This is a genomic window from Desulfococcus multivorans (assembly GCF_001854245.1).
In the GTDB taxonomy this organism is placed as follows: Bacteria; Desulfobacterota; Desulfobacteria; order Desulfobacterales; family Desulfococcaceae; genus Desulfococcus; species Desulfococcus multivorans.
In genome coordinates this window covers 1061659-1084716 of the sequence record NZ_CP015381.1, presented here as the reverse complement: position 1 = coordinate 1084716, position 23058 = coordinate 1061659, and the positions used below count along the sequence as shown (strand labels likewise).

The 23058-nt window shown below is 57.5% G+C and carries 19 protein-coding genes; 10 read left to right on the top strand and 9 right to left on the bottom strand.

Annotation, left to right across the window (positions count from 1 at the left end; genetic code table 11):
- Positions 1-71: 71 nt before the first annotated feature.
- Complete coding sequence (locus dmul_RS04595; RefSeq protein ID WP_020876899.1) at positions 72-1019, bottom strand: NAD-dependent epimerase/dehydratase family protein; 948 nt, start codon at positions 1017-1019, stop codon at positions 72-74.
- 276 nt (positions 1020-1295) lie between these two features.
- Between dmul_RS04595 and dmul_RS04590 the strand changes: the two genes are divergently transcribed.
- The 4 genes from dmul_RS04590 to dmul_RS04575 all read left to right on the top strand — a co-directional run bounded on the left by dmul_RS04590 (position 1296) and on the right by dmul_RS04575 (position 5312).
- Positions 1296-1484 carry a hypothetical protein gene (locus dmul_RS04590; RefSeq protein WP_040415655.1) on the top strand — a complete coding sequence of 63 codons (189 nt, stop codon included), beginning with the start codon at positions 1296-1298 and terminating at the stop codon, positions 1482-1484.
- Between the two features lie 35 nt (positions 1485-1519).
- The gene (locus dmul_RS04585; protein ID WP_020876897.1) at positions 1520-2359 is read left to right on the top strand and encodes a cytidylate kinase-like family protein; all 840 of its coding nucleotides are present in this window, start codon (positions 1520-1522) and stop codon (positions 2357-2359) included.
- Between the two features lie 232 nt (positions 2360-2591).
- Positions 2592-4406: a putative Na+/H+ antiporter gene (locus tag dmul_RS04580; protein ID WP_020876896.1), complete on the top strand. Its 1815-nt coding sequence runs from the start codon at positions 2592-2594 to the stop codon at positions 4404-4406.
- 12 nt (positions 4407-4418) lie between these two features.
- Positions 4419-5312: a DMT family transporter gene (locus dmul_RS04575; protein WP_020876895.1), complete on the top strand. Its 894-nt coding sequence runs from the start codon at positions 4419-4421 to the stop codon at positions 5310-5312.
- Between the two features lie 12 nt (positions 5313-5324).
- Here the strand turns inward: dmul_RS04575 and dmul_RS04570 are convergent, their stop codons facing one another.
- Positions 5325-6743, bottom strand: coding sequence for a sigma-54 interaction domain-containing protein (locus dmul_RS04570; RefSeq protein ID WP_020876894.1), 1419 nt, complete (start codon positions 6741-6743; stop codon positions 5325-5327).
- A 469-nt stretch (positions 6744-7212) separates the two neighbouring features.
- On the opposite strand from dmul_RS04570, the gene dmul_RS04565 reads away from it, so the two are divergent.
- From dmul_RS04565 to dmul_RS04555, 3 genes are read left to right on the top strand one after another with little or no spacing between them, the layout of a single operon-like run.
- Positions 7213-8271: a GNAT family N-acetyltransferase gene (locus tag dmul_RS04565; RefSeq protein ID WP_020876893.1), complete on the top strand. Its 1059-nt coding sequence runs from the start codon at positions 7213-7215 to the stop codon at positions 8269-8271.
- Positions 8261-9535, top strand: coding sequence for an ATP-grasp domain-containing protein (locus dmul_RS04560; RefSeq protein WP_020876892.1), 1275 nt, complete (start codon positions 8261-8263; stop codon positions 9533-9535). Before dmul_RS04565 ends, dmul_RS04560 begins: the two co-directional genes overlap by 11 nt.
- Positions 9529-10839 carry a diaminopimelate decarboxylase family protein gene (locus tag dmul_RS04555; protein ID WP_020876891.1) on the top strand — a complete coding sequence of 437 codons (1311 nt, stop codon included), beginning with the start codon at positions 9529-9531 and terminating at the stop codon, positions 10837-10839. The genes dmul_RS04560 and dmul_RS04555 overlap by 7 nt, the downstream gene beginning before the upstream one ends.
- 31 nt (positions 10840-10870) lie before the next feature.
- Here the strand turns inward: dmul_RS04555 and dmul_RS04550 are convergent, their stop codons facing one another.
- Positions 10871-11764 carry an alpha/beta fold hydrolase gene (locus dmul_RS04550; RefSeq protein ID WP_040415652.1) on the bottom strand — a complete coding sequence of 298 codons (894 nt, stop codon included), beginning with the start codon at positions 11762-11764 and terminating at the stop codon, positions 10871-10873.
- A 347-nt stretch (positions 11765-12111) separates the two neighbouring features.
- On the opposite strand from dmul_RS04550, the gene dmul_RS04545 reads away from it, so the two are divergent.
- Positions 12112-12669: a hypothetical protein gene (locus tag dmul_RS04545; protein WP_020876889.1), complete on the top strand. Its 558-nt coding sequence runs from the start codon at positions 12112-12114 to the stop codon at positions 12667-12669.
- Between the two features lie 76 nt (positions 12670-12745).
- On the opposite strand, the gene dmul_RS04540 is transcribed toward dmul_RS04545, so the two are convergent.
- The 5 genes from dmul_RS04540 to dmul_RS04520 all read right to left on the bottom strand — a co-directional run bounded on the left by dmul_RS04540 (position 12746) and on the right by dmul_RS04520 (position 19800).
- Positions 12746-13768, bottom strand: coding sequence for an NAD-dependent epimerase (locus dmul_RS04540; RefSeq protein ID WP_020876888.1), 1023 nt, complete (start codon positions 13766-13768; stop codon positions 12746-12748).
- A gap of 83 nt (positions 13769-13851) precedes the next feature.
- Positions 13852-14769, bottom strand: coding sequence for an AEC family transporter (locus dmul_RS04535; protein WP_020876887.1), 918 nt, complete (start codon positions 14767-14769; stop codon positions 13852-13854).
- 65 nt (positions 14770-14834) lie between these two features.
- Positions 14835-15521, bottom strand: a complete 687-nt coding sequence (locus tag dmul_RS04530) for a hypothetical protein (protein WP_040415650.1) — start codon at positions 15519-15521, stop codon at positions 14835-14837.
- A gap of 123 nt (positions 15522-15644) precedes the next feature.
- The gene (locus tag dmul_RS04525) at positions 15645-17033 is read right to left on the bottom strand and encodes a DUF3999 domain-containing protein (protein WP_020876885.1); all 1389 of its coding nucleotides are present in this window, start codon (positions 17031-17033) and stop codon (positions 15645-15647) included.
- A 1-nt stretch (position 17034) separates the two neighbouring features.
- Positions 17035-19800 carry a DUF2339 domain-containing protein gene (locus dmul_RS04520; protein ID WP_078081202.1) on the bottom strand — a complete coding sequence of 922 codons (2766 nt, stop codon included), beginning with the start codon at positions 19798-19800 and terminating at the stop codon, positions 17035-17037.
- A gap of 269 nt (positions 19801-20069) precedes the next feature.
- On the opposite strand from dmul_RS04520, the gene dmul_RS04515 reads away from it, so the two are divergent.
- Together dmul_RS04515 and dmul_RS04510 are read left to right on the top strand one after the other, a co-directional pair.
- Positions 20070-20738: a DUF2959 domain-containing protein gene (locus tag dmul_RS04515; protein WP_234979148.1), complete on the top strand. Its 669-nt coding sequence runs from the start codon at positions 20070-20072 to the stop codon at positions 20736-20738.
- Between the two features lie 168 nt (positions 20739-20906).
- Positions 20907-21395, top strand: coding sequence for a DUF2780 domain-containing protein (locus dmul_RS04510; RefSeq protein WP_020876882.1), 489 nt, complete (start codon positions 20907-20909; stop codon positions 21393-21395).
- Here the strand turns inward: dmul_RS04510 and dmul_RS04505 are convergent, their stop codons facing one another.
- Positions 21396-23000 carry a glycerol-3-phosphate dehydrogenase/oxidase gene (locus dmul_RS04505; protein WP_020876881.1) on the bottom strand — a complete coding sequence of 535 codons (1605 nt, stop codon included), beginning with the start codon at positions 22998-23000 and terminating at the stop codon, positions 21396-21398.
- Positions 23001-23058: the final 58 nt, after the last annotated feature.

Sequence of the window (23058 nt, the reverse complement as noted above, 5' to 3'; positions counted from 1 at the left end):
CCTAATCACGACCCCACCGCCGTCAAGCCGATTAAACGCCGACATCGATTCCGGCGGCCGCCTTCCCGAACTCACGAGCGCTTCGATATGTTGACGAGCATGTCATGGGTCATGGCGGCCAGATCATACCGCGGGGCCCACCCCCATTCCTCGCGGGCAGCGCGGTCATCCAGGCTGTTGGGCCAGGAGTCGGCGATCCCCTGGCGAAGAGGATCGACGTCGACATCGAGGCAGAATTCGGGGATGAACCGTCGGATCACGGCAGCGATACTCTCCGGAGAAACGGTCATGGCCGTGATGTTGAAGGCATTGCGGTGTTTGAGCCGTCGGGGGTCCGCCGCCATGATCTCGACGGCCGCCCGAAGCGCATCGGGCATGTACATCATGTCCAGTCGCGTGTCGGCTCTGAGGTAGCAGGTATAGCGTCCGCGGCGAACCGCCTCGACATAGATCTCCACGGCATAATCGGTGGTTCCTCCTCCGGGAGGCGTTTTGTATGAAACCAGTCCGGGATAACGGACCCCGCGGGTATCCACCCCATACCGCTTGAAGTAATAGTCGCAAAGCAGCTCGCCGCTCACCTTGGTGACGCCGTAAAGGGTCGACGGCCGCTGAATGGTCACCTGAGGCGTCTTGTCGAGGGGGGTGCCGGGGCCGAAGGTAGCGATGGAACTGGGGGTGAATACAGCGCATTGATGTTCCCGCGCCACCTCGAGGACGTTATAAAGACCGCCCATGTTGACCTGCCAGGCACGTTGAGGATCTTTTTCCGCGCTGGCCGACAGCACCGCCGCCAGGTGATAGATCGTATCGATCCTGTAACGTTTCACCAGATCGGCGACGGATTCAATCCGGGTGCATTCGATGAAATGAAAGGGTCCGGATTCCCTGAAGGACGGATCGGGCGGCTTCGTGTGGCCGGCGGCCACGACATTGTCGTTTCCGAGAATCCCTCTGAGATACACGACCAGTTCCGATCCGATCTGTCCGACAGCTCCGGTGACCAGAACTCTTTTCATCAGTCCTCCTTCCGGTTTTGCCCTGACGACGGCGGTTGACGGATCAACCGTCGCTCCTGGGCGTGAACCTGCCGCCCCCTTTCGGGAAATGCTTTCCGACCTCGACGAGGGACGAATCATTCCGTGTTTTATGGGAAGATTCCATAATATACTCTAGTGCACGTTCAATTTCATGTCGACCACAAAACCAACACGATGTAACACTTCCCTCTCGCGCCTCCCAAATCAAAGCATATTTCCATTCTGCCTGTCATAACATATGGCCTATGTTGAAATATGAAGCAAGTAATCGGCGATCATGGCCTTGCCCGCACCGAAAAAAAAACTGGCGTGACGCCCGGAGAATATGCCATGATGGCGGTCATCGACACGGGTTGCGGCATGGGCAAGAATGCAACGATCCTGATCGTGAAAGACGACATGGCGGTGCACCGCCTGACTATGAGGCTGCCTCACCATGTCTGAGCAATGTCAACCCATTTAAGACGAGGATTATCATTATGGCTATCATCACTATTTCCAGAGGATCATACAGCCGCGGAAAGGACGTCGCGGAAATGCTGGCCCGCAAGTTGGGGTATGCATGTCTATCCCGCGACATCCTCCTTGAGGCTTCCGATGAATTCGATATCCCTGAAATAAAGCTCGTGAGAGCGCTTCATGACGCTCCTACGGTATTGGAACGTTTTTCACACGGCAAGGAGCGATATGTCAACTACATCCGATCCGCCCTCCTCCTGCATGTTCTGAAGGACAATGTCGTCTATCACGGCCTGGCGGGTCACTATCTTCTTTCAGACATCCCCAATGTTCTCAAGGTCAGAATTATCGCCGACATGGAGGATCGGGTTCGAGAGGAGATGAAAAGAGAGAACATCTCAGCCGAAAAAGCTCGGTATATCTTAAAAAAAGATGACGAGGAGCGAAGGAAATGGAGCCTTCAGCTTTACGGCACGGATACCTGGGACAGCCGGTTGTATGACATGGTCTTGAACATCAAAAATCTGACCGTGGATGACGCCGTCGACATATTGGCCGAAACCGCCCAAAAGCCTATTTTCCAAACCACGTCGGAATCGAAACAGATTCTCGAAAACCTGGCGCTGGCGGCCAGAGTTCAGATGAAATTGACAAAACTCGACCCGACGATCAGCGTCTCAGCCGAGAATGGGATGGTAAACATTGCAAACATCAACAGGACGTCGGCCGACAATAGCGCCGCTCTGGCCGAAATTAAGCGGCTTGCCGAAAGCGTTCCGGGTGTGAAGGAGGTCGTCTTACAGCACTTCCCCACACAAAAGCAGGAAAAGAACATCAATCCGTTCCACAACGTCGGGTGAAACGATACAGCGGAGCGTCTCGATTCGATCGACGCTCCGGACGACTTTCGGTGCCGGCCTGGTCACGTCGCCGGAGCACTTTGGGTTGAAGAATTGACAGCGTTGCTTTAGGGTCTTGGCATATTTAAGATGTTCTGATAAAAACAACTCATCGTTTTCAATCCTGCTTCCACAACGCCACGATGCCGCGCCTTTCTATAGCATCGGCGACGAAAACCGACGGAGGACGCATATGCCCCGAACATGGAGAGTCTTTCTGTTTTGCCTCGTCATCACCTTCTGGGCTGCGTCTTTGTTATCCGCAGCTATCGCTCAAGAGCCCGCATTTCCGCGTAATCTCACAAGCTACGACGATCCCGTCCACGACGGCATCACGGCGGTCTTGAAACACCGCATCGCAATGGAGCCGTTCAACCTGGCGGCTACCTTGATCTTCTTCGCCGCCATCATTCATACCTTTCTGGCAAGCAAATTCACAGCCATTGCCCACCAGTGGGAGCGTGAACACGATCTTCGGATCAAAAACGGCCAGGCACCGCGAAATTCGGTTCACCACGGCGCCGAACTCTTTCATTTCCTCGGCGAGGTCGAGGTGATCTTCGGGGTCTGGGTCGTGATTCTCGTGGCCGCCATCACCTACTTTCACGACTGGGGAACCGTTGTCAATTATATCAGCTCCACCGTCAATTTCACCGAACCGGTCTTTGTCGTGGTCATTATGATCCTGGCGGCCACTCGCCCCATTCTGAAGCTTTCCGAAACGATCATGCTGAAGGTCGCCAATCTGTTCGGCGGGACTCTCAAATCCTGGTGGTTTACCATTCTCACACTGGGACCGCTTCTGGGCTCCTTTATCACCGAACCGGCCGCCATGACCATTTCGGCCCTTCTGCTGGCGCGTAAATTTTATGAACTCGAGCCAAGCGAACCGCTCAAGTACGCGACCCTGGGGCTCTTGTTCGTCAACATCTCGGTAGGGGGAACACTCACCCATTTCGCCGCTCCGCCCGTTCTGATGGTAGCGAATGTCTGGCACTGGGACACGTCATTCATGATGCTTACCTTCGGATGGAAGGCCGCCACAGGCATCCTGATCGTCAACAGCGTCTATTTTCTGATCTTCAAGGATCAAATGGCGGAGTTGGAAGACAAGTTCGCGGTTCGAAGCCTCCGGGACCATATCCGCGCCACCTATCTGAGCAGAGACATGGTGGAGGCCGAATTCGACAAGGTCGGCGGCCTCATCAACGCACAGCGCCAGATCTTCGCCACCGTCCAGCAGCAGGTCAGCACCGTCGCCCAGGAAATTCGAAGCCGCCTCCTCACTACCTATCTGACCGAGGGCCTGCCGCAAGGAGTGGATCGCGCATTGGCCTGCGAGGCGTTCGATCAGCGCTTCAATGAAATTCTCCTCAATCGCATGCGAGAGAACCTCCCGGGACTTTTGCCGGAGGAAGACCGCGCAGAATTCATCGATCCTGACTGGGATGAACGGGAAGACCCGGTACCCTTCTGGATCATGGTGATCCATGTCCTCTTCATGGGCTGGACCATCCTCAACGCCCACCATCCCGAACTCTTCATTCCAGGGCTTCTCTTTTTCCTGGGGTTTGCCTCGGTCACCGCACCATTCCAGAATCGGATCGAACTCAAACCGGCCATTCTCGTCGGTTTTTTTCTCGGCGGTCTCGTTATCCACGGCGGTGTTCAGGGGTGGTGGATTCAGCCCGTACTGTCAAACCTGTCCGAGATTCCCCTGATGCTCGGGGCGGCCGTGCTGACGGCCTTCAACGACAATGCCGCCATCACCTTTCTCAGTACCCTGGTGCCCGACTTCACCGGCTCGCTCAAATACGCCGTCGTCGCCGGCGCCGTCAGCGGTGGCGGACTGACCATCATCGCCAACGCGCCCAACCCGGCCGGGCAATCATTGTTAAAGAAATATTTCGAAAACGGCATATCTGCGGTGGGATTGTTGAAGGCCGCCCTCCTCCCGACAGTGATCATCCTGCACATTTTCATGGTCTTCCTCGCCGTCTATCGATAGGGGGACGCAAAAATGGCAAACAGACGAGCACACCTGGGCATGATCATCCACACGCTGATTGTCGCGGGATCTTTTCCGGTAGTGGCGGCTATCACTCCCGGGATCGACTCCACCGTCCTCACCTTCTGGCGATTCCTGTCGGCCACGCTGGTGTTCTCTTTCATGCTGCTGTTTCTCAAGGAAGCACGGCGCAGACCGAAGCTCCGGGACCTGGGACGATATGCCGTCGTCGGCGGCAGCTACGGTTTTTTCTTCATCCTGATGTTCGAGGCCCTCAAATCGACGACTCCCATCAACACCAGTACCATCTATACCACGGTGCCTCTGATGACGGCGCTCCTGGGCGGACTCCTGGGGGAGCCGGTCCGACGCCTTCAATTGGGAGTCCTGGGGCTGTCCATGGCCGCCGCCGTATGGGTTATTTTCCGAGGCGACTGGGAGCGGATGGCGACTCTGGAACTGTCCCGGGGAGATATGCTCTTCTTCCTCGGCACCCTCAACCTTGCCGTCCATGTGCTCGCCCTCAAAAAACTCCAGCGGAATGAATCCAAGGTACGATTTACCTTCTACAGCCTGTTGACCGCCACCCTGGCCCTTTTGGTTGCGACCCTCGTTAAAACCGGATTTCCTGCGTTTCCAAACGCCTCGGTTTGGCTGGGACTTGCCTATCTTGCGGTACTTTCCACGGCCGTAACCTTCTGGATAATTCAGTTTGCCGCCGTGAGGCTCGGGCCCAATCGTGTTGTTGCCTATACCTTCCTGACGCCGTCGGTCGTAGCCGGCATGGAATGGGCCATGGGAAGCACGGATATCGGGTGGGCCGTTCTGCCGGGTATCGCCCTTACGTTGATCGCCGTATGTTTCCTTCAGATGTCCGCCGTCTCGGGGGAAAACCCTTCGCGGTAAACCGCGCCGCGGTTATCGTTTAAAATCCTCTTTGCGAATGCCAAAGGTCTTCATCTTGTCATACAGCCCCCGAGGGTGAATGCCGGCAATACGTGCGGCCTTCCCGACACGGCCCCCGGTCTTCCGGAGTACCATTTCGATGTAGCGCCGCTCGAGGTGACTCACCATCTCGTCCCGGACCTCGGGCAGCGTTCTGCCTTTCCACGCAGTCTCCAGGTTCGGCAAACCGCCGTCCAGGATCCGGGTCGACAAGACACCGTTGTCGTGGAATACCGAGGGTAAATCCCGCACTGAAATTTCACTGTCGTGGCAGATGAGAATGGCCCGTTCAATGACGTTCATCAGTTCCCTGACGTTTCCGGGCCATTCATAATGACTCAACGCCTTCATGGCCGCGTCGGATATCCCTTCCACGTCCCGACCGATCTTGTATCGGTAAAGATCGAGAAAATGACGGGCCATGTGAGGGATATCCTCCTTGCGTTTCCGAAGGGGCGGTATCGTCAGGGTCACCACGCTCAGCCGATAGTAGAGGTCCTTCCGGAAATTTTTCCGGGTCACCTCCTTTTCCAGATCGCGATTGGTGGCGGCGATCACCCGGACATCCACCCAAATGGGACTCTCGCTGCCGATGGGCTTCACCTCGTAATCCTGCAGAACCCGAAGCAGTTTCGCCTGAAGGTGGAGCGGCATCTCACCGATCTCATCCAAAAAAATCGTTCCGTTGTGGGCCAGCTCAAAGGTTCCCCGCCGGGATCTGACAGCGCCGGTGAATGCCCCCTCCGCATGCCCGAAAAGCTCGCTTTCCAGTATCTGTTCGGGCAGAGCGGCCGTGTTGACGGCAATGAAGGGGCCTGTAGCGCGGGGGCTTTCAGCGTGGATAGCCTTGGCCAGGTGCTCCTTGCCGACACCCGTCTCCCCCATGATCAACAGCGGTGAATTGCTTGTGCTCACCTGCCGAACCTCGTCGATGAAGATCCGCATGCTGTCGCTTTCCAGGACAAAATCCGACAACTGCGGCTTTGTCGGATGCTTCGGATGAAAGCGATTCAGTTGGATCAACTGTCGCCGGGATTCCAGGGTCGTCTCGATGGCCTCGAGGAGTCGCTTCTTCGAAACCCCGGAAAAAAGCACCACGTCGGCGCCGGCGGCCACGAGTTGAGCGTGTTCCTCGGAGGAATCCCCATCGTGGAGGATGACCGTCGTCGGGTTTTCCGGCAGATCATTCAGCATGGCAATACCGGATTCCGAAGGTCGGGGGATGATCGACTCGCTGATGACGATGATGTCTCCGCAGCTGCGCATGACCTTCTGCCAGGGAGAAACGAGGTTCCCAAAGGATTCCACGCGGATATCCGAGAGGGAAAAGCTCTGGGCCAGATATTTCTGAAGCCGTTTGTCCTGGACGGCCAGGACCAGTTTAATCAACATACGCGCTCCTCAAATACGGTATGATCATACCGATAATATCCTGAAATACGTGTTCCGAGCCACATATCACGTCCGATCATCATGAATATTTTAATCTTGTTATCAAATTGTTACAATCGACCTTTTCCCTGATCCTCTGCCGAACCTGCGCCGTGTCGGCAATGCCTGTCCATGATCCGACAATATCAGCACCTATATACCATTTTCAAAAAATAATAGTATATAAATACTTTTTTCTTTGCCGGCGGCAACGGTGCTGAAATCTTTCCTTTCATGATCTATTGTCATATCAAAAGGATATCTTATTTATAATCCCTGGCATGTTTTGTGCCTAACCGATTGTCGGACATTCCTGAACGTCTTCTATCCGGACGTTTCAGGTTGAAAGCCCTGGCCGATCGAACCCGTTTGGATCGTTGTCCATATCGGAAAATCGAATTTTACGAATGCATCATCCCAAGGTGTTGACATGCTGAATATCCGAAAGCTTGAAGACTTCGACCTATGCAGAAGAATCTGGGAGAACGCCCGTCCGGTGGAAAATATCTTCGATTTATGGCCGGTACGGACCTGTTTTGCCGCCGCCTTCGATCGGGAGCCTTTTTTCATCGTGGCCGAGGAAAACGGTCACACCGTTGGATTGCTGCCTCTCAGCCGGATGGACGACCCGGAAAGCTTCGGTTTTTTTCCGGGAGAGTTGTGGGCGGGCAAAACCTGGCTGGAACAGAACCGGATCACCGCAGCCGATACAGGCGTCGCGAGGGCTCTCCTGGACCGTGTTCCCGGCAGCGTGCATCTGCGCTACATGTCCCACGCCGCCCTGGTTTCCGAAATTCAGCCCCTGGAGCTGGATGAGGTCGGCTACCTTTTTTTCCCCGGACGATACCAGTATCGGTTCGATGCCTATCTGCAAGAATTCAAAGGAAAATCTCGCAAAAAGATCGGTCGGGAGATGGCCGCCGTAACAGCGCCCGGAATCGCCTACCGCTACAACGACCTTAGCGATGTCGATCCTTTTTTTCGAATGAATCTCGAGGCCTTCGGCAGTCGTTCCTATTTCAGCGACCCTCGGTTTCTCAAGTCTTTCGAAAAAATGATGGCGTGGCTCTACGCCCAGGGGATGCTTCGAATTACCACGATACTGATCGGCGGAAGGATTGCAGCCGTGGACGTCGGGGCCGTCCTGGATGTACCCCGAAAGGGTTCGAACTACACGGTGCTGGCCGGCGGCACCAACCCCGAATTCCCCGGCATCGCCAAGCTGATCAATTTCCATCATCTGGAATGGGCCTGCCGGATGAGATTGGACTCGGTCGACTTTCTGTGTGGGGATTTCGGTTGGAAAGAGCGTTTCCACCTCACCCCACGGCCGCTTTATCAACTCCGGATTTCCGTTCAGCAGGAAGCAAAACAGCTGCAGATTTGCCCGAGGATGCGCTTCCCGTCCCGGATAACCACGCCTGCCGATATGCATCGACGCCCCCAGGCGATCGGATCCCGAACCCGGAGCGCCGAAAGTGTCTGCTGATCCCCGGGTGCTCGTCGTGGGTACCACCACCGATTACATCGATTGGATTCGCCGCACCTCACCCGGGAGGGCTTTTTTCCTTACCGACCCCGGCGTCCGGCATCAGGCGACGGAACCTTCTCCGCCTTCCGACGAGGAGATTCTCTGTGACCTGACGAATACGCCTCAGGTACTGAACGCCCTGGAACGCCACCTGGAGGACCGGCGACTGCAACTTTCCGGCATTGCCTGCTTCGACTGTGAATCCATGATCCTGGCCGCTGTCGTCGCGAGTATCCACAACCTGCCCTACCCGTCCGTCGAGGCGGTGCGACGGTGTCGGGATAAGGCCGCGACAAAAGCGGCCTGGAAGGTACGAGGGATTCCTTGTCCCCAGGCCCGTCGCATATCCTCGATCGAGGCCGCTGAGGCCTTCAGCCAGGAAACGAAAGGAACGATCGTTCTGAAGCCCGCCACCGGCAGCGGCAGCGAGTTGGTCTTCGCTTGCCGAGGGCCGGAGGAGAGCCGGACGGCATTCACGGAAATCGAAAGAGGACTCCGCCGCAGGCAACACAGTCGGATGTACAGGGTCGATCCGGCCGAAGGTCCCGTCATCATCGCGGAGGAATTCATTGAAGGGGAGGAGTTCAGCTGCGACTTCATCATTGAAAACCGTCAAATCCGGATTATCCGCCTGACCCGAAAGATTCGCTCTCCCAAGGGTCCCTTCGGCACCATCCGGGGGTATGTCCTGATCGACGATCTTCCAGGCGACATTCCGGCGACGAATCTCCGTCGTCGACTTCGGGAAGGCGCCGAAGCGCTGGGGATCTACAAGGGAGTCTGTATGGTGGATCTGATCGTCAGGAATGGTGACATCCGGCTTCTGGAGTTGAGCCCGCGGCCGGGGGGAGACTGCCTTCCCTTTCTGATCCGGGAATCCATGGGTATCGACATGCTGAAGCTCTCTCTCGATGTTGCAGAAAATCGGCAGATCGCATTGAAGTCGCATAACCCGCTGAAATCGTACGTCGGCCTCCGTCTTTTTGCCGATAGGCCGGGGGTGGTGGAGGAGATCGACTGGCGCCGCCTGGCCGCAGATCCCCGGGTTTCCCAGGTCACCATCATCCGGAAGCCTTCGGATACGATCCGGATGCCTCCCGAGGACTACGACTCATGGCTCCTTGGCCACGTCATTTTCACCCCGTCTGAAAACGGGACGGAACTAACGCGCCAGTGCGACGACCTGGCCGGTCGGATAGCGTTGAGAATGGCGCCATGCTGAACGACGCCCACGTTCCCATCAAACCGGCGGACCTCGACCGGATCATTGAACAGTCCCTGCCGCCCTTTCCCGAAGCATCCCTCGCGGCCTTCGTGCGCCGTCATTTTGACCGACGCACTTTTTATCTGGACGTCATCCGGCACCATCCTTCTCCCATCTACCTCCTTGAAACCTCGGTGTTGAAGGAACGCGCACGCCGCTTCATCCAGGCCTTTCAGGACGTTTTGCCGGAGACGGGGTTTTATTACGCCATGAAGAGCAACAATCACCCGGCGGTTGCCGCGACATTGATGTCACAGGGATTCGGACTGGATGTGTCAGGCGGTCCGGAATTAGCCGCAGCCATAGATCTGGGGGCAAAAGACATCATTTTCAGCGGACCGGGAAAGACGACGGCAGAGCTTGACATGGCGATCGATCACGCCGACAGCGTAACGATCCTCCTGGACAGTTTCGGTGAGTTGTCACGTCTGGAGGCGGCAGCCGCATCACGAGGACGCCGGATTCGTGCGGGTGTCCGCCTGACCACCAACGCCGACGGACTCTGGCGCAAATTCGGGATCGCACCGGAACGTCTCGTCGCCTTTTTCGACACCGCCCGGAACTGTCCTCATGTACGACTTCAAGGACTTCAGTTCCACACTAGCTGGAATCTCTCTCCCGACGCCCAGACCGCCTTTATCGAGCTGCTGAGCAGGATTCTGCGGAAAATGCCGGAAGCCTTTCTTGCGCAGATCGCCTTTATCGACATCGGCGGGGGCTATTGGCCTGAACAGGGCGAATGGCTCCACTCCGGCGGAACACCCGAAGGGTTGATCCGAAAAGCCATGGGACAGACCGTTGCAACCGCCTCGCCTCGATACCGGATACCGTCCCTTCCCATCGAAAAATTTGCCGAGACATTGGGACCGGTCGTCCAAAGCCGGCTCCGGTCCCTTACCCCCTGCCGGATCTGTTTCGAGCCCGGCCGCTGGCTCGTCAATGACGCCATGCACATCCTCGTTTCGGTGGTCGACCGGAAGGCGCCCGACCTCGTCATCACCGACGCCGGTACCAATGCGGTGGGCTGGGAGCGTTACGAAACCGATTATTTTCCCGTGCTCAATCTCTCCCGGCCGGCAATGACCGAGCACCATTGCCATATCCTGGGGGCACTCTGCACCCCCCACGATGTCTGGGGTTATGCTTACTGGGGAGAGGCCATCATGCCCGGCGATCTTCTGCTGATCCCCACCCAGGGTGCTTATACTTACAGTCTCCGGCAGGAATTCATCAAGCCCTTGCCGACGATGGTGGTAATATGAGGGCGGCAGGCCAAAGATCGATAGTTGAAACTCAAGTTTCGGCCGCGGCCGTGTGTTCGGCGATGGCGGCAACCATCTGTTCCCACAAATCGGGAAAGGCCGTGCCGTGGCCAAGTCCGGAGATCACTTCGAGGCGAGCCCCGGGAATGATGTCGGCCGTATCCCGGCCGTGGGCCAGGGGCACCACCGGATCGCAGTCGCCGTGAATGACCAGGGTGGGAATATCGAGATGTTCAAGGCGGTGGCGTCTACCCCCCGCACCGATGATGGCCGCCATCTGGCGGAGGAATCCGGGTGCGTATATGCCCCGATCGAAGGACTTGGCCGACAGCTCCCGTTGGAGCTTTTCGTCGTAAAACGTGGATCCGCCCGCAAAAATCCGGTAGATCCCGGCCATGTGATCGATGTAAGCGGCCCGCTTGGCCGGCGGAGCGGACATCATGGCCGCCAGGGCCTCGTCCGTCGGTGGCGGCAAATCGGGCTCACCGGTGGTGGACATGATGGTGATGAGGCTTTTGAGCCTTTCGGGATATTCGACGGCAATCACCTGAGCGATCATCCCGCCCATGGAAAGTCCGCAAACATGGGCATGATCAATCTCCAGCGCATCCATCAGGCCGACGGTGTCGTCGGCCATGTCGAGCAGGGTGTAGGGCACCCATACCTGCCGCCCCGCAGCGGTCTCGGCCATCAGGGCTTCGACATCAGGCACGTAGAGGCGCTTCATGCGTGTGGATTGGCCGACGTCCCGGTTGTCGAAACGGACCACGAAATGACCGGCCTCGGCCAGCATCCGGCAGAAAGGCTCCGGCCAGGCGACCATCTGGGTGGCCAGGCCCATGATGAGGATCAGCGGTCGGTTGTTCTTCTTGCCGAAGGTGTCATAACAGATCTCGATACCATTGCTGGATACCTTTCGCGCCATTCCCTTCCCCTTCCGTTTTGACCGCCCGCACGTGTGGTACGAACGCCGTTTTCGCCGAGGTTGCCACCTCATGAGGATAGGTAGTATACCCGGCACCTTGGGAATTGACAAGCAGATTCTGGAGTAGCCCCGGAGTCCTTTCCAGGCAATGCCGACATGCATCGAAAGGACCCTTTTGATTTTTCCAAGAACAAAAATCGTTAAAAATTGATAAAACCCCTTGCGTCATCATAAAATTGCTTTAATATAGCATAGAATCACCCTGCCGGTGTGCGGCGGGGTGATTTCTTTTTATGGAGGGAAATCCCATTTTCAACGCTACCACGATACGAAAGGAAACGATAAAAATGACGGAACGTTCACAAGTAACACTTTACAGCGGGGGCCACAAGGGGGCCGAAACGGCATTCGGCAGAAATGCCGAGTCCTGGGGCATTCGGGAAGTCAACTACACCTTCGAAGGACATACAGTGGAACGGAACAAGAACTGTACGGTCCTGAGCACGGAGGAACTGAAAAAGGGCGATATCAGCATGGAGATCGTCTCCAAGCGCATGGGGCGGACCTATGCCAGGGCGGACAAGATCCGAAAGGTGATTCAGTCCATCTTTCACATGGTCAACAAAGGGTACCATGTATTTGCCGTCGGTTGGATACAGCCCGACGACACGGTCAAGGGCGGAACGGGCTGGGGCGTGGAACTGGCCAAACTCTTCAATCGTCCCGTCAGCGTTTACGATCAGGATCGAAAAGCCTGGTTTTCCTGGAAAGACAACCAATGGGTCGCCGACAGCCCTGTAGTGGCTGCCGACAGCTTTGTGGGCACCGGCACACGAAACCTGACCGAAGATGGTGCCAGGGCTATCGAAGACCTCTTCAAACGCTCTTTCGGAACTCTGGAATAATCCCTGTTTCGAGCACCCGATAAAAGGTTCAAGCCCTCAAAAAGCTTGGACCTGTTATATACGCCGCTCCATCCGATTACAGGCGATGATATGCCCGATACCATGACACAAACCGCTCGATGCCGATTTCAATGGGTGTGTCGGGCCTGAACCCGACATCGACCATCAGATCGTCGACGTCGGCCGCAGTGGCGGGAACATCGCCGGGCTGGAGGTCCAGATACTCCTTTTTCGCCGTTTTCCCCAACGCCTTCTCAATAGCGGCGATAAAGTCGTTCAACGCCACCGGCGCGTTGTTTCCGATATTGTAGATCCGATACGGCGCATAGGAGGTGCCGGGGTCCGGATGCTCCCCGTTCCATTGCGGATTTGGCTGGGGCAGCCTTCCCATGACCCGGACGACCCCCTCGACGATATCGTCGATATAGGTAAAATCCCGCTGCATTTTCCCATGGTTGAACACCTTTATGGGCCTGTTTTCCAAAATCGCCTTTGTAAACAGAAAAAGCGCCATATCCGGCCGGCCCCAGGGACCGTACACCGTGAAAAACCGGAGCCCCGTACAGTGAAGACCGTAGAGATGACTGTAGGTGTGAGCCATGAGTTCGTTGGCTTTCTTGGAGGCCGCATACAGGGACACCGGATGGTCGACGTTGTCATGGACCGAGAAAGGCATGCGGGTATTGGCGCCATAGACGGAGCTGGACGAGGCGAAGACCAGATGCCCCACCCGGCTGTGACGGCAACACTCCAGAAGATTGACAAATCCCACCAGATTGGAGGAGACATAGGCATGAGGGTTGATGAGGGAATATCGGACCCCGGCCTGAGCCGCCATATTGACCGCCACGTCGAAAGCGGTCGCTTCGAAAAGACGTGCCATGGCTTCCCGATCGGCGAGATCGCCTTTTACAAAGTTAAAGTCGGAATAGGACGAAAGCTGGTCCAGCCGCCCGGTCTTATATCCGACGTCGTAATAATCGTTCAGATTGTCGAGCCCCACCACCCGGCAGCCCTGCTCCAAGAGCCGTTTGGCCAGATGAAACCCGATGAACCCCGCGGCGCCGGTCACCAGAACCGTATGATATTTGAATGTCATGATATTTTTCTTTCCGCCCGGCGATGATGCCGGGCCATGGTTGATGCAGGGCAGAGATTCGCGAATGTCGCCCGTCTCAAACCTCAGACAATATGCAGCCACAGGGTGAAAGTGACCGCCGAAAACGCCGTGCTGGCGGAAATGGCCGCCGCGGCGAACTCCGTATCTCCGTTCATTTCCGCAGCCATGACATAAGCAATGGTGGCGGTGGGGCATGCCAGAAGAATTATTGCGGGAAGATATCCTCCGGCGGGAACTCCAAAAAAGCGATACAGGAAATACCCGAGGCCGGGCAGCAGGCCCAGCTTGACCACGCTCGATGAAATCAGCGCCATCGGCCGGGATCGCATGAGATGAAAGGTCAGGCCGGCGCCGATCAGCAGCAGTGCCAGCGGCAATGCCAGATCTCCCAGAATCTTGAAAGCCCGTTCCAAAATGATGGGCAACGGCATCCCTGTCGCGGAAAAAAGAATACCTGCCATGGCCGACACGATAACCGGATTCCCGGCAACCCCCATAATCACCCGTCTTGCGCCGATACCCCCGGATTCGGCATCGCCGTACCACTGAAGCACGATGACGGCAAGGAGATTCTGAAGAATCATGATGAACCCGGCCAGAATGCTCGCACGGGCCAGCCCCTCGTCGCCAAGGTAATAATAGGCCACGGCCAGTCCGATATACCCCAGATTGCCGTGAAACGCGCTCTGAATGACCGTGGCGAATCGGCGCCGCTCGAGCCTGACGGCCCATCCAGCGATCCAGAGAAAGCAAAACACCGTCAGCACCGAAGCGAGGGTGATCAGAACCACCGAGGGATTGAAATCCCGAGTGAAATTTCCCTGGGAGATGGCCCTGAAGATCATGGCCGGGATGGCCAGGTGGAACACCAGCCGATTGGCCGGCCCCAGAAAGGCCGTCGATATCAACCCTTTCCTTCGGGCGATCCAGCCGATGAAGATCACGGTAAACATGGGAATGATGGTATTCAGAATGTCCATGGCCGCCGCAGGTGTTACCTTCTATATGCCGCCCCCGTAGGGATCCATTCCGGACTCACCGCTTCTCACCGCCTGTCGTCGGCATAGCAGCGCCTAGCCGCCTCGATTGGCTGTTCGTTCAGGAATCCGGCTATGGCCTGGTCGTAGTGAGCCGTATGGTCAAAAGCCTTTCGGGCGAGAGCAAACCGCATCTCCAGTGTCGTCTGTCCCGAACGGGATCGCATGACGTCGAGGATCGATGCATAATCGCCCGGGTCGACCACCGAAGCGACGCGAATGAAATTCTTCGCAGCCGCCCGTATCATGCAGGGCCCCCCGATGTCGATGTTACCCCGGGCGGCCTCCAGCGTCACATCCGGCTTGGCGATGGTTGCCTGGAAAGGATAGAGGTTGACCACCACCATGTCGATGGGCACTCCCCCGGTCCGTTTCAAGTCCGCCTGGTGAGACGGGTTGTAGGTCTCGGTCAGAAGTCCCAGATAGATCTTGAAATCGAGAGTCTTCACAAGACCCCCTTGCGTTTCTGGTTGACCCGTATAATCGGATACTGGTGTGAGATGTTTATCGGCGTCCCCCCCCAGGATCTCCCTGATTCGTCCGAAGGTCCCGCCCGTGGACAGGATCCGAATCTCGGGATTGATCTCGATCAGGCCGGGGATGAAGGCCGCCAGGCCGCTTTTATCGGACACGCTCACCAGGACGTGGTTGACCTTGACGAGGTCATCAATTTTATCTACGACATTCATGCTCATGGTTTTTCCGTGCCGGCATCCCCTCGGGCCGGCACGCCCTCCTTTCTGTTGGATGTTTTGGGGTGCGCTTCGGTTTTTAGAATAAGAGCCGACGGGCGTCAACCCCATTCACGGGGTCCGGGTTCATGAACCCGGCGGTGGGTTCATTTGACGATAGAGCCCCCGGGCCATGACACCCAGAAGCACCACCGATATACTCAGAACGCCCCAGAGAATCCATTTTTTCCAGGGGAACGGCTTTTTTGGAACCCGGGCCGATTCGCCCTGCAGGGAGAATGGAGGACCCGCCGCAATCTGTCGGATCAGGACGTCATTTTTTTCACGCATCAACAAATGAACGAGCGGATGGCGATCCAGGTCAAAAGGCGCCACTGCCGCATGGCCGTAGGCCAGGGTAAACGGTCCATCTCCCCGAGCCAGAAAAACCAACTCCATGGGGACCCATCCCACCGACAGCACCGGCGGCCTTTCGCCCATGCCGCCGTTCCGGGAAACCGCCTCGAACCGCCACCACCGGTCCATAACGCTGCCGACGACGGCGGCGTCATTGACAAAGCGGGTACCGTCGATGCTGAGGTCGTAGAAAAGTCCTTCGAAACGCTGCTGCCATGCGCCATGGGTGTCGCTCCGGGAACAAAACCGACCGGCGGTCAGGCTGTTGGGCTCGCCGAACAGCAGATTCAGGCGGTCAACCAAAAAAAATCCGCCAAGGTCGGCTACATAAGCGCCGGAGTCCCCGGCTGCGACGGAAAAGGGCACCTTGAGATGCCGACGGGGTGCTGTCGTGGAAGCCTTTGGAACAAGCGCCTCCACCCGGGTCAGAATTGTTTCCCGAGCGTTCCGGGGCCACAGGATGGTGATAAAACGCCCCGGCGGTTCGGGAATGAAGATGGTGTCCCGCCTGAGGAGATGCTTCCCGTGTCTGAGAGCCGCCAGGGTAACCCCGGAGGCCAGCATCCGCCAATGATCCAGATCGTCGCTCGACAGAAGCGACACCTTTCCCACAAAACTGTCGTCCGGCCCTTGCCAGTCCAGTCTCAACCGATCCGGCGGGCGGTCCAATTTCCCGGCATCGATGAGGTAAGCCGCTTTTTCCAAACCATCCCCCGTCACGCCGCGGGTCCGGGCATTCAGGACAGCGCCCTTGGCGTCCGTTGTGATATCGATGGAAAATCCGACCCCCATCTCCTTTTCCGGTCCATCCACCGGGAAAAAAGGCAGGGCCAGAACGTCTGTTTCCATCAGGCCACTCTCCTCCGGGCGCCGAAGGATATGAGGGATGATCTCGCCCCGTTCGTTGAAAACCCGAAGGTCCCCCAGATCCTGCCGAACGACGCTACGGTGAACGGCCTCGGGCAGGTAAAGGCGATAAACAGCCCCGCCTGTGACGGGATCGAGGCGAATGCCGTAGGCAAAATCGGCGGCTTTCAGGGGGGCCGATACGGCGGGAATGGGCAACAGCACGAAAAACAGGACCAGGCCGCAGAGACGGATCGTAACGATGGATCGCATATCAAACACTCCGTGTCGTAGGGGATTCATCCGGTTGCCTGACCCGGGATTTCCCTCGGGGCGGCAGAGGGGATATGTAGCCGATGAACAGCATCAGCACACCGACGGCGATGAACGACACGATCCGGGCAACGGTTCCGCTGCCGCCCAGATCGATGAAGAACAGTTTGAGAACCACCATCCCCAGCAGAACTGCCCCGGTAAACCATATCGCGCGCTGTTTCCGGCGAGCTCCCACAACCATGGCCCCCAGGGCAAATAGGGTCCACAGGATCGCGACGGCAGCCTGGAACGGCATCGATCGATAAAGAGCTGATACCGTAAACGGCACCCCCGCAAAATAGTGTATCGTCCGAGCGGTCATCCCGTTGAGCCAGACAAATACCCCGAGAGATACGGCTCCATGGATTATCCGGAGGATTGACGCCGACGGCCCCGCCGAATCGGACAGCGCCGTTTGGGGGTTATCCTGCGAGTTCCGGGCCCATTTGAGGATCATGGTCAAGGCGAAGGTCTGCGATATCTCCAGGGGATTCAGGACGGGAAGATAGGCGAGAGGCGCCGGATCGCCCGTGACGACGGTGGTCGAAAGGGACCATAGGAGAAGGAAAACCGCGAGAAGCGACGGTCCGGCTTTGAGATAGGCCCATGGGAACCGACGGATCGGCCAGGGCGGCTTTCGGCAACGGGCGGACAGGCTCCAGACAGCCGCGCCGGGAGTGATGCCCCACATGATCGTCCACCACACCCGTCCGCCTTCCACAACCCGATGAACAGCCCAGGCGCTCTCCCATGTCAGCACGAAGGCCGTCAGCAGGAGACCGGCCAGATGCCACAGCGTCAGGAAGCCGCTTCGCCATTCCCCTTCAAAACATCGAAGGAGATACAGGTGGACCGACAGGGCGAGAACCCAGGGCAACCCGAAACCGTCTGCGAAGAGATGCCGGTTCGGAGATCCGGTCCATCGAAGTCCGACGAGAAGCCCAAGAAGCGGAAGCCAGAACATCGCCGGGTACCTGAGAGACGGCCAGGCGACGCGACGGCATAAGATACCCATTCCGCCGAAGCTGAAGGCGGCAAAGGTGAGTGATGCCCACCGTTCGTGCTTCCAGGACAGACGGCGCGAGATCTCGTTCAGGCCGCTCCCGAACCACCAGGCGAGGCCCCAGATCAGCATGGGAAAATGCAACCAGCGTTCCCATCTCCGAAGACGGCCTTGGTGGCGTTCGAGAAACGCGGCGGAAAACAGGCCTGCGAGGCTGATGAGAAGACCGCCTGAACAAACGCCGTTCAATACCGGGATCCGTCCTGTCGGCTGTCCGAGAGCATGGAAAAAAGCCGCCCCGGCGCCCAGTTGCAGCAGCAGTCCGAAACAGCGGACGGGAGTACGGTTCTGCCGCACGCCGATCCAGACGAGGGCTGCGCCTTCGAGCGCCCATGCCGCCGCTGTCCATCGGCCGTCCAGGGCCAAGGGGACGGCCAGGCTCATGAACACCACCCCGAGGGCGAGAAACGCTTCGGTTAAAAGCCGCATGCCGATGATTGCCCGACGCCACAGCAGTGCAGCAAGGCCGATATAAAATCCGCCCATGGTGAGCGCACTGTAGGCGAGGCCCCAGTCCATCCCGCGCACCATGCGAGCCTGGAGGGCAAAGACAACGATGGGGACGCCGAAGGTCAGGGTACCGTCCACGTATCCTCTCAGCCGGAGCGGCTGACGATGGGCAAAAAGCACCGTGATGGCGACATAGAACAGAAAAAAAAGGATGAGAAAGGGCTCTGTGGATCCGAAATAAGCGGGATGATAGTTCTCGCGGCCCCAGATTGATCCGATGGTGAAGGTAAAGACAAATCCGATGAGATTGAGGGCCCGCCAGGCCTTGAACCAGGCAATCCCCAGGATTCCGGCGTTAAGGATCAGGTAATAGGAGAAGAGCATGACGTGACTGCCGCCGCCCGAAGAGACCAGAATCGGCGCCAGGAATCCGCCGACGGCTCCGAAAGCGGCCAGGGATGGCGCGTCCTGCAATACGGCAAGCCAACCGGAGAGCGCAACCACGGCCACCATGAACCCCAGGGCCAGGGGGAACGGAATAAGATGATAGAGCTTGGCGGCGACAAAGAGAGTGACGTAGAGAATCCCCACCGCCGCACCCTGAAGAATCAAGGCGTACCCGGACCGTCGCAGACGAAGCCGCCACCCCAGGGCGAGAAGCGCAATGGCGCCGACGGCGACGACGGCCAGACGGAACTCCACGGGAAAGGCGTTCCGCTCCGCCGCATACTTCAGGAGAAACGCCACGCCGAAAAAGAGCACGATGACCCCGATGCGGACGACGACATTGCCTTCGGTGAAAAACGCCCTGATCCTTACCGACCATACTTCGACCGTGGAGGGAACGGCCGAGGACGAGGGCGTCCCGCCAATCCGAGGGAACTCCTCCGGAAAGACCTTCGCGAACGTTCCCGCCGCACCGTCTTCCGCCTGTATTTCCCTCTCATCCGCTTCATGTTCGGATTTCCCGGGCATCGGTGTCGAAAGACCGTCCCCGGCCGGAAACCCGGCGTCAGCGGTAGACGGAGAAGGCTCATTCAGACGCTCCAGCAGGGCGATACGCCGCTCCAGATCCCCCATACGCCGCCTCAGTCGAAGCGTCACGGCCAGGAGGCAACCCGCGGCAAAGCCCATGACCGCCCCTCCGGGACCACTCAGAAGCGCCGCTCCCCAAAAAGCGCCCATCGCCCCCAGAACAATATTGAACAGCACACTCCCCCCGCGTCAAGTTCTCTTCGAAATGTCGGTTTCCCCGACTCACCTACGCCTGAAATCAAATTGAATCTGTAAAACAATATCAAAAGTTCAATAAAATAACCCATAACAGAATTCGTCAGACAGGTACAAGGCAATTGACGCGAAAGTCTCGGCCTTTACAATCGCGAAGAATTCAAATATGACAGTGATAAACGAAGTTTTTCTCGAATGGAGCGACCTCGCATTAGACGGCATCGGCTCCACCCTGAAAAAAGGAGATTTTCATGATGCGGACGGTAACACCGATTCATCGGAAAAGAGCCTTCAATGGTTTCCTTGCGATCCTTCTCTTCATCGCGCTCACGGCCTGTCAATCCGCCTATTATGCCGCGTGGGAGTCCCTGGGAAAAGAAAAGCGGCATCTCTTGAAAGACGAGGTTGAAAACGTCCGGGCCGATCAGAAAAAAACCTCCGAGGAGTTCAAGGACGTCCTCACCCGGATCAAGGCGCTCTATGGATTTGACGGTGGAGATCTCGAAGACGCCTATGAAAAATTAAAGGACGACTACGATGACTGCCGCATTCGTGCCAACGCCCTGAGTAACCGTATCGACCAGGTCGAACGCATCGCGGGCGACCTTTTCGACGAATGGAAAACAGAAATCGAGGAGATCGAGAACCCGAAATTCAGACGGGAGAGCCGGGAAAAGCTGGCGGCTTCCCAGCGCCGATACAAAACGCTACGCACCGCCATGCGCCGGTCCGAATCCAGCATGACACCCGTTCTCAAAAGCCTGAACGACTATGTCCTCTATCTGAAACACAACCTGAACGCCATGGCCGTCGGCGCCCTGAAAAGCGAAGTGGACAGCATCGAACTGGATGTTCATCGCCTCGTTGCCGATATGAACCGGTCCATCGAGGAGGCCGACGCCTTTCTGAAAACCCTCTGACACGAGAGCGCAAGCCGGGTTCTTAACCCAACTTTCGACTTTCACAGAGTGTTGCCGGGAGGATACGGCCCGCTTCCCCGTCACCATCACGGAAGTCGAGTTGACCGATATATTTTCACCTGCAGCACCGTCATTGACGGTGAAAACCGACATTTAAGGAGTAATACAATGAAATCATTACGAAACACGATTGTCGTTTTGGGAATCCTACTTTGCGGCGTCACCGGGGCAAATGCCGAAGACAGCGCTCTCGTCGATCTGTTGACCCGTCAACTCGGCGTCTCGACCGTTCAGGCCGAAGGAGGCGCCGGAGCCATTTTCAAGGCTGCCAAAGAAAGACTCAGCCCCACCGAATACACCCAGGTGAGCGATGCGATACCCGAGGCGACAAGCCTTCTGGACGCGGCACCCAAGCCCAGAACCGACAACGGCATAGGTGGGTCGATGGGCGGCGTCACTTCCGCCTTGGGTGGAAAGGGATCGAGCCTCGGCGGCACTGCCAAAGCCGTGGGGAGCATGGGTGCGCTTTCCGAAAGCTTCTCGAGTCTGGGCATGACTCCGGACATGGCCGGTAAATTCATACCTGTCGTTCTCGATTACGCCAAATCCAAGGGCGGCAGTACGGTGATGAACCTGCTGAAAAACGCCCTGATGTAATCAGGAGGGGATTTCTCCGCTGTTTTTCGTTTTCAGGCGGCATCGGCCGTCAGCCAAATACCCCCGGGCCAGGTCTTCGAAGGCCGTCGTCTGATCGTCGGCCCAGCGGCTGTCACGCCCCAGCTCCCGAGCCATCAAGGTTGCGACCGCGGGCGCCATCTCGATGCTCGCCCGGGCGTCGGTGGGAAGCACCCGGCGGCGGCGCGAGAGGAAATCCTCCACCGTTCGCGCCATTTCACGACGGACCGCCCAGACGACCTCTCCGGCCAGGTAAGGATGGTCGGGGTGAAGGGGCTTGGCGTACCGGGTATCCTCTCCCAGCACCTCCCGGACCGACCGGGCGTCGGCGCCATACACGGCCAGATGGCCGAACTGGACAGCATTTTGATGAAATCCGTGGATGTTGAGGTCTCTCGTGACAGAAGGCCGCTCCTGGAGCTGCGCCAGCAGGATCGCCTGGTCCACCGTCTCCTCGGCCATTTTTCTGTAGGTGGTCCATTTGCCGCCGGTGATGGTGAGAAGCCCTGACCGGGATATGTTGAGAGTGTGGTCCCGGGAAATGGCGGCGGTGTTCTCGTGGCTCCCCAGGCTCACGAGGGGCCGGAGACCGGCAAAGGTGCTCAGGATGTCCTCCCGAGTCGGGTCCTGGGTCAGATAACGCGCCGCATGGGCTAACAGAAAATCGATCTCCTCCGGCAAGGGGCAGGGATCCAGGGTCGCCTCGGTCATCTCGGTATCCGTAGTGCCCACCACGACGCGGTGCTTCCATGGAATGGCGAAAAGGACGCGACCATCGTCGGTGTGGGGCACCATGATGGCCGTATCCCCCGGCAGAAACGATCTGTCCAGAACGATATGGACGCCCTGACTGGGGGTGATGATGTCAGGGGCCTCAGGATCGTCCATTTTTCTCAGACCGTCGGAGAAGACGCCGGTGGCGTTGATGACGACCTTTGCCGTCAGTTCGTAAAGTTCCCCGGTCTCCAGATCCCGGGCACGTACCCCTCGCACCATTTCGCCCGATTTGACAAGGGACTCCACCCGCATATAGTTGACCACCGTACCACCCTGTTCCACCGCGGTCTGGGCCATGTTGACGGCCAGTCGGGCATCGTCGAACTGGCCGTCATAGTAGATAACGCCTCCCCGCAAGCCCTTGGGTTCCAGTGTGGGGATGAATTCAAGGGTTTTCTCCTTGGAAAGACCTTTGGAATGGCCGAAACCGTGTCGACCGGCCAGCATGTCGTAAACCTTGAGACCGATGCCGTAAAAAGGCCCCTCCCACCAGTCATAGTTGGGCACGACAAAAGGCAGGTTATGGACGAGATGGGGAGCGTTCCGCCGCATCAGTCCCCGCTCCTTCAAGGCCTCCAGAACGAGAGAGATATTTCCCTGCTGAAGGTAGCGAACCCCTCCATGGACCAGCTTGGTGCTCCGACTGGAGGTTCCCTTGGCAAAATCGCTCTGTTCGATCAGCAGGACCTGATATCCCCGGGACGCCCCGTCAATGGCGGTTCCCAGACCAGTGGCGCCTCCGCCGACAATGATGAAGTCCCATTCCGTTTCCCGCCGCCGAATTCTTTTCAGCATGTCGTCCCGGTTCATTTCGTCACCTTTCTATGCGCTTTTCTCAGCTTTCGGCTGCCATGTTTCAGTCTACAGC

What these genes read in the sequence shown, in the direction of transcription:
- dmul_RS04595 (WP_020876899.1), bottom strand. Translation starts at nt 1,019, where the DNA reads ATGAAAAGAGTTCTGGTCACCGGAGCTGTCGGACAGATCGGATCGGAA.
- dmul_RS04590 (WP_040415655.1), top strand. Translation starts at nt 1,296, where the DNA reads ATGAAGCAAGTAATCGGCGATCATGGCCTTGCCCGCACCGAAAAAAAA.
- dmul_RS04585 (WP_020876897.1), top strand. Translation starts at nt 1,520, where the DNA reads ATGGCTATCATCACTATTTCCAGAGGATCATACAGCCGCGGAAAGGAC.
- dmul_RS04580 (WP_020876896.1), top strand. Translation starts at nt 2,592, where the DNA reads ATGCCCCGAACATGGAGAGTCTTTCTGTTTTGCCTCGTCATCACCTTC.
- dmul_RS04575 (WP_020876895.1), top strand. Translation starts at nt 4,419, where the DNA reads ATGGCAAACAGACGAGCACACCTGGGCATGATCATCCACACGCTGATT.
- dmul_RS04570 (WP_020876894.1), bottom strand. Translation starts at nt 6,743, where the DNA reads ATGTTGATTAAACTGGTCCTGGCCGTCCAGGACAAACGGCTTCAGAAA.
- dmul_RS04565 (WP_020876893.1), top strand. Translation starts at nt 7,213, where the DNA reads ATGCTGAATATCCGAAAGCTTGAAGACTTCGACCTATGCAGAAGAATC.
- dmul_RS04555 (WP_020876891.1), top strand. Translation starts at nt 9,529, where the DNA reads ATGCTGAACGACGCCCACGTTCCCATCAAACCGGCGGACCTCGACCGG.
- dmul_RS04550 (WP_040415652.1), bottom strand. Translation starts at nt 11,764, where the DNA reads ATGGCGCGAAAGGTATCCAGCAATGGTATCGAGATCTGTTATGACACC.
- dmul_RS04545 (WP_020876889.1), top strand. Translation starts at nt 12,112, where the DNA reads ATGACGGAACGTTCACAAGTAACACTTTACAGCGGGGGCCACAAGGGG.
- dmul_RS04540 (WP_020876888.1), bottom strand. Translation starts at nt 13,768, where the DNA reads ATGACATTCAAATATCATACGGTTCTGGTGACCGGCGCCGCGGGGTTC.
- dmul_RS04535 (WP_020876887.1), bottom strand. Translation starts at nt 14,769, where the DNA reads ATGGACATTCTGAATACCATCATTCCCATGTTTACCGTGATCTTCATC.
- dmul_RS04530 (WP_040415650.1), bottom strand. Translation starts at nt 15,521, where the DNA reads ATGAGCATGAATGTCGTAGATAAAATTGATGACCTCGTCAAGGTCAAC.
- dmul_RS04525 (WP_020876885.1), bottom strand. Translation starts at nt 17,033, where the DNA reads ATGCGATCCATCGTTACGATCCGTCTCTGCGGCCTGGTCCTGTTTTTC.
- dmul_RS04515 (WP_234979148.1), top strand. Translation starts at nt 20,070, where the DNA reads ATGATGCGGACGGTAACACCGATTCATCGGAAAAGAGCCTTCAATGGT.
- dmul_RS04510 (WP_020876882.1), top strand. Translation starts at nt 20,907, where the DNA reads ATGAAATCATTACGAAACACGATTGTCGTTTTGGGAATCCTACTTTGC.
- dmul_RS04505 (WP_020876881.1), bottom strand. Translation starts at nt 23,000, where the DNA reads ATGAACCGGGACGACATGCTGAAAAGAATTCGGCGGCGGGAAACGGAA.